Below are 13,814 nucleotides of genomic sequence, written 5' to 3'. Positions count from 1 at the left end.
CCGCCCCTGCCCGCCGCCGGGTTAACGGGGGACCGGGCCCCCGTGAACCGCCGCGGAGCGGTGCGGAAGGATCCGGCGCCCGAGGTTTGGCGGCGTTGTCAGTGGCGCAGGGCACTATCTGTGGTGGGAGGTGAGGCGCGGTGACGATGGTGACGTACGACTGCGACGTGCTGGTGATCGGCGGCGGGATCGTCGGCCTGGCGACGGCGTATGCCCTCTCGCGCACGGCGCCCGGCACCCGGGTCACCGTCCTGGAGAAGGAGCCGGGCCCGGCCCGCCACCAGACGGGCCGCAACAGCGGGGTGATCCACAGCGGGATCTACTACCGCCCCGGCTCGCTCAAGGCGAAGTTCGCGGTCCGCGGCGCCGCCGAGATGATCAAGTTCTGCGCGGAGTACGACATCGCGCACGAGGTCACCGGCAAGCTGATCGTCGCCACCGAGCGCGAGGAGCTCCCCCGCCTGCACGCCCTGGTCCAGCGCGGCAGGGAGAACGGCATCCCGGTCCGCGAGCTGGGCCCCGCGCAGATCACCGAGCACGAACCGGAGGTCCGCGGCCTCGCCGCCATCCACGTCGGCTCGACGGGCATCTGTGACTACGGCGCGGTGGCGGCCCGCCTGGCCGAAGCGTCCGGCGCCGAGATCCGGTACGGAGCGGCGGGCGACGCCGTCCACATCGACCGCCGCCCCGACCGCGGCGTGGCCGTGCGCACCGCCGACGGCGCGATCGTCCGCGGCCGGGTCCTGGTGAACTGCGCGGGGCTGCACTGCGACGAGGTCGCGCGGCGCACCGGCGACGACCCGGGCATGCGGATCGTGCCGTTCCGCGGGGAGTACTTCGACCTGGCCCGCCCCGAGCTGGTGCGCGGCCTGGTCTATCCGGTGCCGGACCCGGCCTTCCCGTTCCTCGGCGTCCACCTCACGCGCGGCGTGGGCGGCGGCGTCCACGTGGGGCCGAACGCGGTCCCCGCGCTGGCCCGCGAGGGGTACAGCTGGTCGGTCGTGCGCCCCCGCGAGCTCGCCGGGACCCTCGGCTGGCCCGGCTCCTGGCACATAGCCCGCCGCCACTGGCGGTACGGGGCGGGCGAGCTGCGCCGCTCCGCCTCCAAGGCGGCGTTCACCTCGGCGGTACGCAGGCTGCTGCCCGCGGTCCGCGCGGACGACCTGATCCCCTCCCCGGCCGGCGTCCGCGCCCAGGCGGTCCTGCGCGACGGCACGCTGGTCGACGACTTCCTGATACGGGAGGGCGCCCGCACGGTCCACGTCCTGAACGCCCCGTCCCCGGCGGCCACGGCGTCCCTGCCGATCGGCAGAGAGGTCGCCCGCCGCGCCCTGGCGGCGCTGCAGGGGACCGTGGCGTAGGGAGCCGCCGGGTACGGTTCGGGGCCGGGGCGCGGGGAGGGTCCCGGGCGGACGGGGAGGCGGCCTGCGCTCGCCCCACCCCACCCCCCGCCGCCCCGTAAAATTGCCGCACTGTGTCTGACTCACCCCACACCCCCGAAGCCCCGTCGCCGAGCGAAGCCGACGTCTCCTCCGCGGACGCCTCCTCCGCGGGCGTCCCGTCCTCCGGCGCCTCCTCCGCAGGCGCCTCCCGGCCCGGTGGCCGCCCTCAGGCCCCGCCCCGGTTCCCCGGTGGGCCCTCGCCCGACCCGGCCGGATCGCACCACGAGCGGCGGATCCGCAGCTTCCAGCCGCGTCGCAGCCGGGTGACCACCAGCCAGGGCGACGCGCTGCGCCGGCTCTGGCCGCAGTGGGGTCTCGACATCGACGGGCTGCGCACGCTCGACCTCGCCGAGCTCTTCGGGGACGGCGAGAAGCCCTCCGACAAGCCCGTCGTCCTGGAGATCGGCTTCGGCATGGGCGAGGCCACCGCGCAGATGGCCGCCGCCGACCCGGACACCGGCATCCTCGCCGTCGACGTGCACACCCCCGGCCAGGGCAACCTCCTCGGCCTCGCGGAGCGGGCCGGCCTCGGCAACGTCCGCGTGGCCAACGGCGACGCGATCATCCTGCTCCGCGAGATGCTCGCCCCCGCCTCCCTCGACGGCCTGCGCGTCTACTTCCCCGACCCCTGGCCCAAGGCCCGCCACCACAAGCGCCGCCTGATCCAGCCGGAGTTCCTGACCCTGGCCGCGCCCTCCCTCAAGCCGGGCGCGATCCTGCACTGCGCGACCGACTGGGAGCCGTACGCCGAGCAGATGCTCGAGGTGCTCACCGCGCACCCCGACTTCGAGAACACCCGGGAAGACGGCGGATACGCCCCGCGCCCCGACTTCCGCCCCCTCACCCGCTTCGAGGGCCAGGGCCTCGGCAAGGGCCACGTCGTCCACGACCTGCTGTTCCGCCGGACCGCCAACCCGCCGAGCGGAAGCACTGACTCCGCCCCCGAGAACTGAGGCACCGTCGCGGCCACCCCCATCCCTCGTTAGGGTCAACGACGTGGCCACCAGTTCCCCGTATCCGATACCCCCCGAGGCGCCCGCCCCGGGGGAGCTGCGCCGCGTCCGCTGGTGGCAGCGGCGCGCGATACGCGGAGCCGCGCTCGTCACCCTGCTCGCCCTCTCCGGCCTGGTCATCCTCGCCCTGGTGCGGGAGCAGACCGGCACCGAGGGCTTCCTGGTCGGACTCGGCCTCGCGGTCGTGCCCGTGCCCCTGCTCGTCGCCGCGTTCCGCTGGCTGGACCGGGTGCAGCCGGGCCCCTGGCGGAACCTCCTCTTCTCCTTCTCCTGGGGCGCCTGCGCGGCCGCCCTCGTCGCGATCGTGGCGAACAGCTTCGCGATCCGCTGGATAGCCACCGCCACCGCCGACCCCACCGGCGCCGACACCCTCGGCGCCACCGTCATCGCGCCGATCGTCGAGGAGAGCGCGAAGGCCGCGGCCGTCCTGCTCGTCTTCCTCTTCCGCCGGCGCCACTTCACCGGGATCGTCGACGGCGTCGTCATCGCCGGGGTGACCGCGACCGGCTTCGCGTTCACCGAGAACATCCTCTATCTGGGCAACGCCTTCGTCACCGACCAGCTCAGCCGCGAGAGCGGCCTCGCCTCCGTGACGGCCGCGACCTTCTTCGTACGGGTCGTCATGTCCCCGTTCGCGCACCCGCTGTTCACGGTCCTGACCGGCATCGGCTTCGGCCTCGCCGCGTTCGCCGCCGAGCGCCGCCATCTGCTCCGCACGCTGCTCCCGCTCACCGGACTGCTGCTCGCGATGGGCATGCACGCCCTGTGGAACGGCTCGGCGGTCTTCGGGCAGTACGGCTTCTTCACCGTGTACGCGGCGTTCATGCTCCCGGCGTTCGGCCTGCTGACGTGGCTCGCCATCTGGGCCCGGCAGCGCGAGCTGCGCACGATCCGCGCGGAGCTGCCCGCGTACGTGGCGGCGGGCTGGATCACCCCGCCCGAGCCGTACGCGCTGGGCTCGATGCGCGCCCGCGCGCTGGCCCGCGACTTCGCCGCGTACACCTGGGGGAAGGCGGCGGCCCGCACGGTCGCCGAGTACCAGATGTACGCGACGTCGCTGGCGCTGCTGCGCCACCGAGGGCGGCGCGGCCGGGCCGGGGCCGACTTCGTGGCCCGCGAGCGGGAGCTCCTCGAACGGCTCTGGGAGCGGCGCGAGCCGGCCCGCCCCGCGCTGGCGTACGCGGCGCAGGCGACGGCCCCGGTGATGCGACCGCTGCCACCGGGCCCCTACGGGACGTACGGGGCCTCCGGGACCTACGGGACGTACGGGGCCTCCGGGACCTACGGGACGTACGGGGCCTCAGGGACCTACGGGTCGTACGGGGCCTCCGGCGGGTACGGCCACCCCCCTTACGGAGCGCCCGTCCCCGCCACCCCTTACGGGACCACCCCGTACGGCGCGTACAACCCTTACCGCTCCTAGGGCGTGTCCTAGGCGGACGCAGCCGTCAGCCGCGCGATCTCCGCCGGCGTCAGCTCGAGCTCCGCCACCGCGAGCAGCGCCGGCAGCTGCTCGACCGTGCGCGCGGAGGCGATCGGCGCCGCCACCGTGGGCTGCGCGGCCAGCCAGGCGAGCGCCACGGTCGCGACCTGCGCCCCGTGCGCCTCGGCGATCTCGTCGAGCGCGGTCAGGACGCGCTCGCCCCGCTCGCTGCCCACGTATTGCGCGACGCCGCCGCTGCGGGCGCTCTCCACCTTCGCGCCCGGACGGTACTTGCCGGTGAGGAAGCCGGACGCGAGCGCGTAGTAGGGGACGGCCGCGAGGCCGGAGCGCGAGGCGACCTCCTGGAGCGGGCCCTCGTAGGTGTCGCGGGAGACGAGGTTGTAGTGCGGCTGCAGCGCGACGTAGCGCGCGAGGCCCTCGCGGTCGGAGAGGTCGAGGGATTCCTGGAGCCGCTCGGGGGTGATGTTGGAGGCGGCGATGGCGCGCACCTTGCCGTCCCGCACCAGGCCGTCGAGCGTCCCGATGATCTCCTCCACCGGGACCGACGGGTCGTCGTAGTGCGTGTAGTAGAGGTCGATGTAGTCGGTGCCGAGGCGGCGCAGCGACGCGTCGATGCCGCCCTTGACGGTCGCCGGGGAGAGTCCCTTGAACTCGGGGTGGGCGCCGACCTTCGTGGCGATGACGACGTCGGAGCGGTTGCCGCGTTCGGCCAGCCACTCGCCGACGAGGGTCTCGGACTCACCGCCCTGGTTGCCGTCCACCCAGGCCGAGTAGACGTCGGCGGTGTCGATGAAGTTGCCGCCCGCGGCGGTGTAGGCGTCGAGGACGGCGAAGGAGGCCGCCCGGTCGGCGGTCCAGCCGAAGACGTTGCCGCCCAGGGAGAGCGGGAAGACCTCGAGGTCGGAGGAGCCGAGCGTACGCAGATGAGTCATGCGTACCTCAACAAGCACACCGGAAACGGAATTCCGTGCACGCACCACCGGACCGACCGGCGGCCCTGGCGTCGGGGGGATGTCGCCAGGACCGCCGGAGTACGGAGACCCGGACCGCGCGGGGCGCGGGGGCGCGGACCTCAGGAATACCTCAGGGATACCTCAGGGGTTCAGGCCCTTGCCCTGCAGCCAGCCGAGCGGGTCGATCCCGGTGCCGTCGGGCGTGTGGACCTCCATGTGGAGGTGCGGCCCGGTGACGTTGCCGGTCGCGCCGACGCGGCCGATGACCTCGCCGGTGGTGACCTTCTGGCCCGCGCTGACATTGAGCGAGGACTGGTGGCAGTACCAGACCTCCGTGCCGTCCTCGAGTTCGAGCACGGTGCGGTAGCCGTACGCGCCCGCCCAGCCGGCCTCCTTGACGGTGCCGGTGTGCACGGCCTTGAGCGGCGTGCCCGTCGGCGCGGCGAAGTCGAGGCCGGTGTGGTGGCCGGAGGACCACATGGCGCCGGCGTCGCCGAAGTGCGAGGTGAGGGTGTACGAGGAGGTCGGGATGGCGTAGCTCTTGGCGAGCTTGGCCAGGCGCGCGGCCTCGGCCTTGGCCTTGCGGGCCTCCTCCGCCTTCTTCTTCTTGGCGGCGGCCTCGGCGTCCGCCTTCTTCTCGGCGGTCTTCTGCTGGGCGGCGGCCTCTTCGGCGGCCTTCTTGACGGCGGCGTCCTCGGCGGCGGTCCGTACGGCGGTGTCCGCCTGGTGCTGCTGGTTCTCGGCCTGCCGCATGATGCGGGTGCGCAGTGCCTCGCCCGCGTCGGTGGTGCCCTGCTCGGCGTCGACGGAGCTGACGCCGGCGGCGGTGAGCGGGGCGGACGCGGCGACGGCCGTCGTGGCGTCGGAGGAGTCGTCGGCCAGCAACGAGCCCACACCCGGCAGGGACTTGGCCTCGGGGAGCGAGTCGGCGACGGCGTCCACGCCCGGCAGGTCGGGCATCGATATGGAGACCGGCGGCTTGCCGTCCTGAGCGGTGGCGATGCCGCCCGCGCCGACGGCGGCGATGACGCCCACGCCGAGGACGGTGGAGCTGCGGGCGAGCCCGCCGCCGCCCTTCTTGTGCACACGGTGCCTGCCGCGGACGGGCCGGACGGAATCCTCGGTGGGGTTCCACTCCTCGAAGGAGTCCTCGTCGTACACGCCGAAGTCGTCGTCATTCGGTATGTACACGGCTTGGGGGGCAGGCCGGTTGGACGCCACTGGGGCGCACTCCTTTCCTTCCTTCTCGCCTACCGGGTTAGCTGACGGGTTCGGAGCAGGAAGGTCTCCTACGGGCAGCTGCCGGCGCGTGCGCGCATGACCGGATCGAGGCATGCGTGCATGGGCGGCAGAGGTCCGATTCACCCCAAGTTAGTGGTTCCCCGGCTCCCTTGCGGGATTAGGCGCGTGCGCGCGGAGCCGCCTCTAGTGACGGCTGGGACGACCGCGCTGCGTTATCGAACGTTAATAGACAGCGGGTCGGTATTCCAAGCTGTTCCGGTTGATCGTTAACGCCGATCGGCCGTACGTACCGGGACACGCGGGGGCGGAACGGGGCGAGTTGACCCCGCCTTGGTCCACACCGGAATTTCACATTCCCTTGACGGAACGTCAGTTGTTATGCGGAGCGGTGCACTTCAGTCACCGGTGGTGACGTCGGGGTCCCCGGCGACCGGGCGGCGCACCGCGAGCAGGGCCATGTCGTCCGTCATCCGGCCCCCGGTGTGCCGCCGCACCTCCTCCGCGAGCGCGGCGAGCAACGCCCGCGGGCCCCCGCGTCCGGGGAAGATCCGGCCGCCGAGCCGGGTCGCGGGATCGTAGAACTCGCCCGCCGCGTCCCGCGCCTCCGACAGGCCGTCCGTGTAGAAGAGCAGCGTCGCGCCCGGCGGGAACTCGGTCTCGTCGGCCCGGTCCGGCCACATGCCGAGATCGCCCATGCCGAGCGGCAGCGCGGGCTCGCTCGCCGACATGACGCACAGCCGCCCGTCGCCGCGCAGCAGCAGCGGGGACGGGTGCCCCCGGTTGATCAGCCGGACCCGGCCGTCGGCGTGCCGGAACTCGGCGAGGACGGCGGTGGTGAAGCCCTCGAACGCGTCGAGGCCGTCGCGCCGGGTGCCCTCGCGGGCCAGCGCCCGCTCCAGGCGCTGCGCCACGGCCTCCAGGGTGGCCTCCTGCTCGGCGGCCTCCCGGAAGGCGCCGATGACGACGGCGACCGCGGCGACCGCACCCATGCCCTTGCCCCGTACGTCGCCGACGATGAGCCGGACCCCGTGCGGGGTGTCCTGCACGGCGTACAGATCGCCCCCGATGAAGGCGTCGGCCTGCGCGGCCTCGTACCGCGCCGCGATGTCGAGCCCCCCGATCCGCGGGTCCGGCTCGGGCAGCACGGCGCGCTGGGTCGTCTCGGCGATGGAACGGGCGTTGGCGAGCCGGTCGTTGCCGCGGCGCACGACACGGTTGATGACGATCGCGAGGGCCGCGACGGTGACCACGGTGAGCACCTCGGTGACGGCCTCGACGTGGCTGCTGCCCACGTTCCCGAAGTGCAGGACGAGGACGGCGGCGGTGGCGGCGGCGCCGGTCAGGACGGTGCTCAGGAGCGAGTAGAAGGGGGCGGCGATCAGCGGGGCGGCCGTGAAGAGGGGCGCCGCGGTGAACTCGGGCGGGGTCGAGACGTCGTACACGACCCCGACGAGGAGCAGCAGCAGGGGGAGCGCGCGGACGAACGTCCGCTCGTGCGCGGTGGCACCCCTGTCGCCGGTTCCGCCTCGCTGCCCCACCGCTTGTCTCCCGCCGACTCCGCGCCCATCACCGCGCTCCGTCCAGGGTTCCCCCGGAGGGGAGCGGGGGCGAGCCGGTGCGGGCCGACCGGGTTACGGGGCGGCGAAACCCGTAGGGGAGCGAGGGAGCAAAGGAGCAAGGGGACCGAAAAAAACCCAGGGCCGGAAGCTGATGCTTCCGGCCCTGGGCCTTCAGTAGCGGGGACAGGATTTGAACCTGCGACCTCTGGGTTATGAGCCCAGCGAGCTACCGAGCTGCTCCACCCCGCGTCGGTGAACACAACACTACGCCATGCGGAGGGGTGCGTCGAACCACTTCCCCGCGCCCGCCGCAGCCGCCCTACGGGCACCCGGTGCCGCCCCTACGGGTTCTCCGCGTGCGTGAGCGTCTCCCAGGCGACGAAGAGCCCGTCCGTGCCCTCGGGACGCCGCTGCTCGGTGAACCGTTCGGTCTGCGGCATGTCCAGGTGCAGCCGGCCCCGCAGATGGTTGAGGCCGACCTCCGTGTCGGGCCCCATGTCACGCTGCACCCGGCCGCCGCAGAGCCAGCCCGGCGCCTTCTCGCCCAGCTGGTACCGGGAGTGGAACTCGAAGGCGGCCCGCAGCCGGTCCTGGACCTCCCCGTACAGGTCGACGCCCTGGTGGCGGGCGGTCTCCGCCATGTGCGCGGTGGCGGCCAGCGAGTAACTGGCGTGCTTGAAGTTGCGGCAGGTCTCCTGGGAGATGCCGTCGACGAAGGTGCCCTGCCCGAACCAGTACCTCCGCAGCTCGGGGGCGGTGTCGATGCCGCTGCCCTCCGGGGAGACGGGCAGCTTCCCGTCGGACTCCAGGTAGAAGTACGCGGGCACGCGCGTACGGAAGTGGTGCACGGCCTTCTCGAACGTGGCGTGGTCGTCGAGGAAGACGGCCATCGCCATGGTGGCGTCGGCCATCACCAGGTCCCAGTTGCCGTTGAAGTCTGCGGAACCGTCCCTGACCTGGGGCAGGTAGGCGTTGCGCAGCATCCGTTCGAAGCGCAGCAGCGAGCCGTCGTTCCAGCCGTCGTAGGTGTAGCGCACGGCCTCGGCGGCGCGTGCCCAGGAGGTGGCGGCCCACGCGGTCTGCAGCCCGGCGTTGGCCTCCGTGTGCCCGGTGATCACCTTCGACCAGGCGTCCATGATCTGCACGGCCTTCTTGGCGTGCGCGCGGTCGCCGGTGATGTTCCAGAGCAGCGCCTGGGTGTACGCGGCGAGGGCGTCCTCACGCTCCTCGACACAGCCCTGCCCGGGGCGGGTGTCGGGCGGGCACTCCACGACGGGGTACGGGGTCGGCTTGTAGTCGTCCGCCGCGAACCTGCTGCCCCGCATCTGCTCGAAGGCCTTCGCCCAGGGCTGCTCCCCCGCCCGGACGTGCGCACGCACCCGGTCGAGCTGCTCCTTGCCGACGAGGACGCCGGGGTGCGTGAACGGCAGGTCGAGGGGGCGCGCGGCAGCCGTACGAGTGCCCGCCCCGCCTCCCTGCCCACCCCCGCAGCCCGCGGCGAGAACGAGAAGAGGCACGACGAGCAGACAGACCACCCGCCGCCCCGTGCCACGCACGGCTGCGCCCATTGCTGCACCTCCGGATCCACCCGGGAACGGTCCCACCGCCCCGGCAGCCCAGCGTGTCCCGCCCACCCCACCCCCGCCGACCGGAATGCTCCGTTCGGCGGCGTGAGCGTCCGGGACGCCCGGGGGGGGGGCCGGCAACCAGCCGGGCACCCGGCGCCGCTCAGATCACCGGTGGCCGCCCCAGTCGCGTCAGCCGCCACACCGTGCGCCACCGCATCGGCCGGCGCCCGCCGCACGGCGTCCGCAGCCCTTCGGCGAAGCCGCCGACCCAGGCCCGAAGGCCGGGCAGCGAGCGCGTGCGGGCCACCGTGAGAAGCGTCCAGATGCCGAGTGGACGGGGATCAGCGGGAGCGGAAGGCGGCGCCGGACCAGCCAGACGCGGTTGCGCGCGGTGTAGCGGTGGTAGACCGCGTGCCGGGCCGGGGAGGTCCTGGGGTGCTGGAGCAGCAGGGCCGGCTCGTAGAGGATCTTCCAGCCGGCGTCGACGGCCCGCCAGGCGAGGTCGGTCTCCTCGTGCCCGAAGAAGAACTGGGCGGGCCAGGTCCCGGTCTGCGCCAGCATCTCGGCGGAGAAGGCGTGCCCGCCGCCGAGGAAGGCGGTGACGAGACCGCGCCGCATGGGGTCGTCGGCGCGCAGCCGGGGGATGTGGCGCCGCTGGGTCTCGCCCGTCTCGTCCGCGATGCGGAATCCGGCGATGCCCAGGCGCGGGTCGGCGGCGAACAGATCGCGGATCCGGCGGAAGACGTCACTGTCGACGAGCAGTCCGTCGTCGTCGAGCTCCACGACGACGTCCACGTCGCCGAACTCCATCAGCCGCTCGATGGCCACGTTGCGGCCACCGGGGCAGCCGAGGTTCTCGTCGAGCTCGATCTTCGTCAACGTGCCGGGTAGGGGCGGCAGTTCGGGGAGGGGCGAGCCGTTGCCGAGGACGACGACGCGGTGCGGCGGCACGTCCTGGAAGGCCACGGACGCGAGGAGGGCGTCGAGCTCTCTCGGGCGGTTGCCCATGGTGATGACGACGACGCCGAGACGTGGCGGCCGGTCCCGCGGCGGGCGGTGGGCCTGCGTATGCGGCCGGTGGTCGGCCTGCGACTCGGGCTGCGGCACTGCGATCCCTCCAGAGGTGCGGCGGAGGTCGGCCAGTCAACACCACGGCGGCCACGGGAGGAGTCCGGCGCTCCCACATCCCGGGAGGGGCGCGGCGCTCCCACCTGCCCCCCCCGGAGGGGCGGGACGCCCCCAACTTGACCCCGAGTCGGTCGCCGCTCGAGGGGCCCCGGTGGGGGTGGGTCGCGGCGGTATCGTCGGGGTGGGACGCGACGTCTTCTCCCGTGACCGGTTGCACCGCACGCTCACCGCCTCTTCCCTTCCAGGAGTGACCACGCATGTCAACCATCACCGAGCTCAGTGAGCTGAGCGGCGAGTACGTCCTCGACACCGGGCGCACCCGGCTCGGGTTCATCGGCAAGCACTCCGTGGGGCCCCAAGTACGCGGCCGGTTCGAGGAGTTCGAGGGCAGCGCGCACCTCGACGGCGACGACCCGGCGAAGTCCGGCATCCGGCTCACCATCCGGGCGCGGAGCCTGCAGACCGGCAACAAGATGCGCGACGACCCGCTGCGCAAGAAGTTCCTGGACGCCGCCGACCACCCCGACATCACCTTCACCTCGACCGAGGTCAAGCAGGTGGACGGCGTACGTTTCCGGGTCACCGGCGACCTGACGCTGCGCGGCACGACCAGGCCGCTCACCCTGGACGTCGAGTCGACCGGCGGGGAGCGCGACGCGCAGGGCGGACTCCGCGTCGGCTTCCGGGGCAGCGCCACCCTCAACCGCAAGGACTGGGGCGCGAGCGCCAACCCTGTGGACACGCTCGTCGTCAGTTCGAAGGTGACGCTGGAGTTCGAGGTCGCGGCGGTCCGCACGTCCTCGTAGGTGTGAGGTGTGAGGTGCGCTGAGAGGGGGACCTGGTGGGCAGGCCCGGGGCCAGCGGCGTTCCTCTAGAGGGCTGCCCCGGCCAGGTTCCTCCGGTTCAGCAGAGAGCCGGGGGAGCCGCGCTGACGGGGTGCGCGGACCGGCGTCGCCCGGTCACTCCACCCCGCCCTCCTCGCAGACCCGCCGCGCCACGTCGCGCAGCTTCATGTTGTTCTCCTGCGAGTACCGGCGCAGCACGTCGAACGCCGCGTCCTCCGCGATGTGATGCCGGCCCATGAGGATGCCCATGGCCTCGCCGATGGTGTGCCGGGTGCCCATCGCCTCCTTCATCTGGGCGTGCTCGCGGGCACTGGACAGCGCGACCGCGGCGTGCGAGGCGAGCAGCCAGCCGGCCACCTCGCTGGCCTCCGTGAAGGCGCCCGTACGGGACGAGTAGAGGTTGAGGGCGCCCAGATCCTCGTCCTCGGTGAAGAGCAGGAAGCCCATCATGCTGCCGACGCCGAGCGCCTGGGCGCGCGGGGCGTAGGCGGGCCAGCGGGGCTGTTCCAGGGTGAGGTCGGCGATACGGAAGACCCGCTCCCCCACCGACTCGCGCGCGGCGTCGAAACAGGGGCCCTCGCCGAGCTGCTCCTGCAGCCGGTCGCTGTCGACGACGAGCTGCGCGGTGGCGGCCAGCGTCTCCACCGCGCCGGCCCGGATGACGAGGATGCCCGCCGCGTCACAGCCGTCCACCAGATCGACCGCCGACGCGCTGATCTGCCGCAGCGTGGCGTCGACCGAGTCCTGCGCCAGGAGATCACGTGCCATCGACGCCATCTGCAGTGCGAACCGACGCCAGTCCATGATGTCCGCCCCTTCACCGTCAAGATGCACCACAGGCCCAGATCAGACGTCATCTGACCTGGGCCTGAGCCGTAGACCGTGTGGGACTCGAACCCACAACCAATGGATTAAAAGTCCACTGCTCTGCCAATTGAGCTAACGGTCCCCGTCGGTGCACCCCCGAGCATAGCGGGACGGGCCGCGCCATCCGATCGGGTATCGCCGTCGAGGGCCGTACCGGTTACGGATCCAGGGGTTCCGCAAGGCCCGCGCGGGCCGCGACACGTGCCCGGGTGCGGGCGTGGTCGGGGTTGAGGAACCAGTGCCGTGCCGACGCCAGCCACCACGCCGCCGCGAAGCCGAGGACGACGAGGACGGCGATCGGGGCGTAGTTGAACGTCTCCCAGGTGACCGGCGAGACCTGCGGCAGCATGAAGAGGACGGTGATCACGCCGACCCAGGCCACCGCGACCACGCCGACCGGCCGCGACCAGCGCCCCAGGTGCCACGGCCCGCGCTCGAAGGCGTCGCCCTTGCGCAGCCGCAGCAGCGTCGGCACGACGTACGCGATGTAGAGCCCGATCACCGCGATCGACGTCACCGCCGCGTACGCCGTGACGTTGATCAGGTACGGCAGGCCGAGGACCAGCGCGCCGAGCGCGGCCAGCCAGACCGCGGCGACCGGGGTCCGCGTGCGCGGGCTGACGGTGTGCCACAGGTGCGAGAACGGCAGCGCGCCGTCCCGCGAAAAGGCGTAGATCATACGGGAGTTGGCGGTCACCGACGCCATGCCGCAGAAGAGCTGCGCGCCGATCACGACGAGCAGGAGCAGTTTGCCGGCCGTCGCCCCGAGCGCGTCGAGGAGGATCTGGGCGGGCGGCGCACCCGTCGCCGAGCCGCGGGCCCCCTCGTACGACTGGATGGCGAAGGTGAAGCCGAGCAGCAGCACGAACCCCGCGATCCAGGAGGTCCAGATGGACCGGACGATGCCCTTGGGTCCGGCGGTCGAGGCGTCGTGGGTCTCCTCGGTCATGTGCGCGGAGGCGTCGTAGCCGGTGAAGGTGTACTGGGCCATCAGGAGCCCGATGAGGGTGACGTAAAGCCCGCTGCCCCACCCGGTGTTGTTCACGAACTCGGTGAAGACGAAGCCCGCCGACTGATGCGAGTCCGGCGCGAACGCGAGCGCGCCGACGATGACGGCGACGCCGCCCACGTGCCACCACACGCTGATGCTGTTGAGCAGCCCGACGATGCGCACGCCGAAGGTGTTGAGCAGTCCGTGCAGTACGAGGATCGCGGCGAAGAGCAGGATCGTGCGCCCCTCGGTGACGGTGAAGTCGAACTGCAGGTTGAGGTACGCGCCGAGGAAGGACGCCGCCCCGAAGTCGATCCCGGCGGTCACGGCGACCTGCCCGAGCACGTTGAACCACCCCGTGAACCACGCCCACGCGGCGGCGGACCGCGCCGGCGCCAGCCGGTGCGCCCAGAAGTAGAGCCCGGCGGAGGTCGGGTACGCGGAACAGATCTCGGCCATGGCGAGCCCGACGAACAGCGTCATCAGCCCGACCCCGACCCACCCCCAGGTGATGAGCGCGGGCCCGCCGGTGTTCATCCCGAACAGATACATGGTCAGGCACCCGGAGAGCACCGAGATGATCGTGAACGAGACGGCGTAGTTGGAGAACGCGGACATGCGCCGCGCGAGGACCTGGCTGTAGCCGAGCTGGGCGAGCCGCTCCTCGTCGGAACCGGCGCCGGGTGGTGGGGGCGGGGAGTCGACCTCCCCGGCCGAGTCTTTTGTCATGCCCCCAGCGATTCCCTCGCCGGGGGCACGACA

Annotated in this window: 10 protein-coding genes, 2 tRNA genes, 1 pseudogene and 1 riboswitch; of the genes and pseudogenes, 4 read left to right on the top strand and 9 right to left on the bottom strand. The window is 72.7% G+C overall.

Going from position 1 to position 13,814, the window contains the following annotated elements; genetic code table 11:
* The first annotated feature begins 146 nt into the window (after positions 1-146).
* From lhgO to ACFYO9_RS25755, 3 genes are all read left to right on the top strand, one after another.
* Positions 147-1,361, top strand: a complete 1,215-nt coding sequence (gene lhgO, locus ACFYO9_RS25765) for an L-2-hydroxyglutarate oxidase (protein WP_355814800.1) — start codon at positions 147-149, stop codon at positions 1,359-1,361.
* A gap of 113 nt (positions 1,362-1,474) precedes the next feature.
* Positions 1,475-2,395 (top strand): tRNA (guanosine(46)-N7)-methyltransferase TrmB, encoded by a 921-nt coding sequence (gene trmB / locus ACFYO9_RS25760; RefSeq protein ID WP_358778850.1) that lies wholly within the window; start codon positions 1,475-1,477, stop codon positions 2,393-2,395.
* Between the two features lie 43 nt (positions 2,396-2,438).
* Positions 2,439-3,878, top strand: a complete 1,440-nt coding sequence (locus ACFYO9_RS25755) for a PrsW family intramembrane metalloprotease (protein ID WP_388666586.1) — start codon at positions 2,439-2,441, stop codon at positions 3,876-3,878.
* Positions 3,879-3,886: 8 nt separating this feature from the next.
* Here the strand turns inward: ACFYO9_RS25755 and ACFYO9_RS25750 are convergent, their stop codons facing one another.
* The 6 genes and pseudogenes from ACFYO9_RS25750 to ACFYO9_RS25725 form a co-directional block, all read right to left on the bottom strand.
* Positions 3,887-4,831 (bottom strand): aldo/keto reductase, encoded by a 945-nt coding sequence (locus ACFYO9_RS25750; RefSeq protein ID WP_355814735.1) that lies wholly within the window; start codon positions 4,829-4,831, stop codon positions 3,887-3,889.
* Positions 4,832-4,993: 162 nt separating this feature from the next.
* The gene (locus ACFYO9_RS25745; protein ID WP_358710141.1) at positions 4,994-6,073 is read right to left on the bottom strand and encodes a M23 family metallopeptidase; all 1,080 of its coding nucleotides are present in this window, start codon (positions 6,071-6,073) and stop codon (positions 4,994-4,996) included.
* A gap of 11 nt (positions 6,074-6,084) precedes the next feature.
* A riboswitch (cyclic di-AMP (ydaO/yuaA leader) is annotated at positions 6,085-6,268 on the bottom strand.
* A gap of 221 nt (positions 6,269-6,489) precedes the next feature.
* Positions 6,490-7,632: a PP2C family protein-serine/threonine phosphatase gene (locus tag ACFYO9_RS25740; RefSeq protein WP_355814729.1), complete on the bottom strand. Its 1,143-nt coding sequence runs from the start codon at positions 7,630-7,632 to the stop codon at positions 6,490-6,492.
* Positions 7,633-7,828: 196 nt separating this feature from the next.
* A tRNA-Met gene (locus ACFYO9_RS25735) sits at positions 7,829-7,902 on the bottom strand.
* Positions 7,903-7,994: 92 nt separating this feature from the next.
* Positions 7,995-9,221 carry an alginate lyase family protein gene (locus tag ACFYO9_RS25730; RefSeq protein ID WP_358778851.1) on the bottom strand — a complete coding sequence of 409 codons (1,227 nt, stop codon included), beginning with the start codon at positions 9,219-9,221 and terminating at the stop codon, positions 7,995-7,997.
* 160 nt (positions 9,222-9,381) lie between these two features.
* Positions 9,382-10,229 (bottom strand): annotated as a pseudogene (locus ACFYO9_RS25725) (glycosyltransferase family 2 protein).
* A 377-nt stretch (positions 10,230-10,606) separates the two neighbouring features.
* On the opposite strand from ACFYO9_RS25725, the gene ACFYO9_RS25720 reads away from it, so the two are divergent.
* Complete coding sequence (locus ACFYO9_RS25720) at positions 10,607-11,155, top strand: YceI family protein (RefSeq protein ID WP_358778852.1); 549 nt, start codon at positions 10,607-10,609, stop codon at positions 11,153-11,155.
* Positions 11,156-11,308: 153 nt separating this feature from the next.
* On the opposite strand, the gene ACFYO9_RS25715 is transcribed toward ACFYO9_RS25720, so the two are convergent.
* The 3 genes from ACFYO9_RS25715 to ACFYO9_RS25705 all read right to left on the bottom strand — a co-directional run bounded on the left by ACFYO9_RS25715 (position 11,309) and on the right by ACFYO9_RS25705 (position 13,781).
* Positions 11,309-11,998, bottom strand: a complete 690-nt coding sequence (locus ACFYO9_RS25715) for a GAF and ANTAR domain-containing protein (protein WP_358778853.1) — start codon at positions 11,996-11,998, stop codon at positions 11,309-11,311.
* A 72-nt stretch (positions 11,999-12,070) separates the two neighbouring features.
* Positions 12,071-12,143: transfer RNA gene (locus ACFYO9_RS25710), tRNA-Lys, on the bottom strand.
* Between the two features lie 75 nt (positions 12,144-12,218).
* On the bottom strand, positions 12,219-13,781 hold the full coding sequence (locus tag ACFYO9_RS25705) for an amino acid permease (protein ID WP_355814722.1): 1,563 nt from the start codon (positions 13,779-13,781) through the stop codon (positions 12,219-12,221).
* Positions 13,782-13,814: the final 33 nt, after the last annotated feature.

Origin of the sequence: Streptomyces sp. NPDC005863 (assembly GCF_042871345.1) — a bacterium.
Classification (GTDB): Bacteria; Actinomycetota; Actinomycetes; order Streptomycetales; family Streptomycetaceae; genus Streptomyces.
The sequence above is the reverse complement of the archived record's forward strand: the minus strand, read 5'-3'. Positions and strand labels throughout refer to the sequence as shown.

Bases quoted from the DNA above. Each gene is read 5' to 3' on its own strand.
- lhgO (WP_355814800.1), top strand. From the start codon at position 147: ATGGTGACGTACGACTGCGACGTGCTGGTGATCGGCGGCGGGATCGTC.
- ACFYO9_RS25750 (WP_355814735.1), bottom strand. From the start codon at position 4,831: ATGACTCATCTGCGTACGCTCGGCTCCTCCGACCTCGAGGTCTTCCCG.
- ACFYO9_RS25730 (WP_358778851.1), bottom strand. From the start codon at position 9,221: ATGGGCGCAGCCGTGCGTGGCACGGGGCGGCGGGTGGTCTGTCTGCTC.
- ACFYO9_RS25720 (WP_358778852.1), top strand. From the start codon at position 10,607: ATGTCAACCATCACCGAGCTCAGTGAGCTGAGCGGCGAGTACGTCCTC.
- ACFYO9_RS25715 (WP_358778853.1), bottom strand. From the start codon at position 11,998: ATGGACTGGCGTCGGTTCGCACTGCAGATGGCGTCGATGGCACGTGAT.
- ACFYO9_RS25705 (WP_355814722.1), bottom strand. From the start codon at position 13,781: ATGACAAAAGACTCGGCCGGGGAGGTCGACTCCCCGCCCCCACCACCC.